Consider the following 1,862-nt stretch of genomic DNA (forward strand, 5'->3'; position numbering starts at 1 on the left):
CATCCAGTCGTGGCGAACCGAGGGGATCCGCCCTGGGGTGGTGGCGGCCAGCCACCACATGGGTCGGTGGCGCCTCGAGGAGGACGACGCCCGGTCGTGGGGGGCCGGCAAGGCATCCATCGAGAGGGGCGACGACGGTCGCTGGCGGTTGCGGCGTGAGCACGGCCACGAGCCGTACGAGAGCGACGAACCCGACACCGGCCTCATCTGGTGGACCGACACCGGTGTGCACCAGAACCTGACCTTCCCAGTGCAGCCTGATCCAGTCAGCGGTATGCATTGCTGGCTACAGCGGGTCACTGTGGGACCAGCCGACCCGGGTGACGCCTACGGCGACGTAGTGGTCGACACCGAGGCGTCGCACCGGATCTTCGAGGAGTGGTTGGCCAAGACCCGCCCCGGCCCCGGTCCGGACAACCTCCGGCGCCCACTGTGGATGGCCCGCCCGGTCAAGCCGCAGGCCTCGGCGTATCACTACGACGCCTAACCGGGTGTCCCGGGCCCAGACGGCCTCAGAGATATGCGTTGGCCGACAAGTCGCCAGGGACGATTGAGTCCACGACGGCTCGCAGCGTCGACTCGAACACCGCCGGGAGGTCGGCTGGCTCAGCCAACGCCTCCCGGGTAGCCGGGTTCAGGTCCTCGTCGTCGGCGTCGTGGTCGGCCAGCACGGTGGTCCGGCGGAGAGCCTCCGGCGCCTGGTCGGTCCGCAGGGCTGCCACTAGAAAGCCGCCCACGCAAGCAGTGATGGCTCGCATGGCATCGCGGGCCGCCGTGCCGACCACGCCCGCCGCCTGGAGTTCGCGGGCCATGGCCAACTCCAGTTCCCTGGCCTGCAGGGCGGAGGCACCGTGGGAAGCGGCCAGTCGGGTGACCTCGCGGTGCTCGAGCGAGGTGCGCCAGATGAGACGGGCGACGTCGAGTACCCGGTCCCGGGCGGTGTCACCGTCGACAGGGGTGCGGGCCATCTGCTCACCGTGGCGCCGGATCACCGCCGTGACGAGGTCGTCCCGGTTGCCGACGTGCCAGTAGATGGTGGTGGTGGCTACCCCCAACTCGCCGGCGAGGCGCCGCATGGTTAGTGCCTCGGCTCCCTCGGCTTCGACGAGTGCCAGAGCCCGGTCCAGGATCTCATCACCTGTAGCCATTGGCCCTCCACATCGTCGGATTCCCTCGTGGGTTCACCCGGGTTGCTCCAGGATGAATTCTCTGCAACAGTGTACAAGAGATCATGTAACGCTGTCCAAGAACGAGATGGCGGTCCACGCACGGGCACGACCCGGGGGAGCACACCATGGAACGGGAAGTCAGCACCGGCGGCGAGCCATACGTCATCGTCTCGTCGGACACTCACGCGGGCCTGCACTGCGAGGAGTACCGGCCCTACCTGGACCCGGCTCTCCACGCCGAGTTCGACGACTACGTCGCCGAGCGGCACGCGCACCGTCGGGTTGCCGAGGAGCTCAACGCCGAGTTCGTCAACCAGTGGGAGGGCGAGAACGAGTGGGGCCTACAGGGGGCCTACGACCCCGAGGTCCGTGATCCCGTACTGGATGCCGACGGCGTGGCCGGCGAGATCATCTTCGCCGACGGCGATGCCGTCACCGGGCAGGAGTCGCCACCATTCGGCGCTGGCCTGGCCGCCGGACAGATCACCGATCCTCGTCAGGCCTTTGGCGGCGCCCGGGCCCACAACCGCTGGCTGGAGGAGTTCTGCGCCACCGACCCGGTGCGTCGGGCCGGCGTAGCGCTGGTACCCGTGGTCCACGATGTAGACGAAGCGGTCAGGGAGGTCGAAGCGCTGGCCGGCAAGCCCGGTATCCGCGGCGTAATGGTCCCGACCCTTTGGCACGGTCACCCGC

General features: G+C 68.9%; 3 protein-coding genes. 2 read left to right on the forward strand and 1 reads right to left on the reverse strand.

Annotation, left to right across the window (positions count from 1 at the left end):
• Positions 1–487 (forward strand): formate dehydrogenase (locus QF777_11835; GenBank protein ID MDP6912233.1); only part of this gene is annotated, 487 nt, incomplete at its 5' end.
• 25 nt (positions 488–512) lie between these two features.
• Here the strand turns inward: QF777_11835 and QF777_11840 are convergent.
• Positions 513–1,148: a TetR family transcriptional regulator gene (locus QF777_11840; GenBank protein ID MDP6912234.1), complete on the reverse strand. Its 636-nt coding sequence runs from the start codon at positions 1,146–1,148 to the stop codon at positions 513–515.
• 146 nt (positions 1,149–1,294) lie between these two features.
• On the opposite strand from QF777_11840, the gene QF777_11845 reads away from it, so the two are divergent.
• Positions 1,295–1,862 (forward strand): amidohydrolase family protein (locus tag QF777_11845; protein ID MDP6912235.1); only part of this gene is annotated, 568 nt, incomplete at its 3' end.

Source organism: Acidimicrobiales bacterium (assembly GCA_030747595.1).
Taxonomy (GTDB): Bacteria; Actinomycetota; Acidimicrobiia; order Acidimicrobiales; family MedAcidi-G1; genus UBA9410.

Bases quoted from the DNA above. Each gene is read 5' to 3' on its own strand.
- QF777_11840 (MDP6912234.1), bottom strand. From the start codon at position 1,148: ATGGCTACAGGTGATGAGATCCTGGACCGGGCTCTGGCACTCGTCGAA.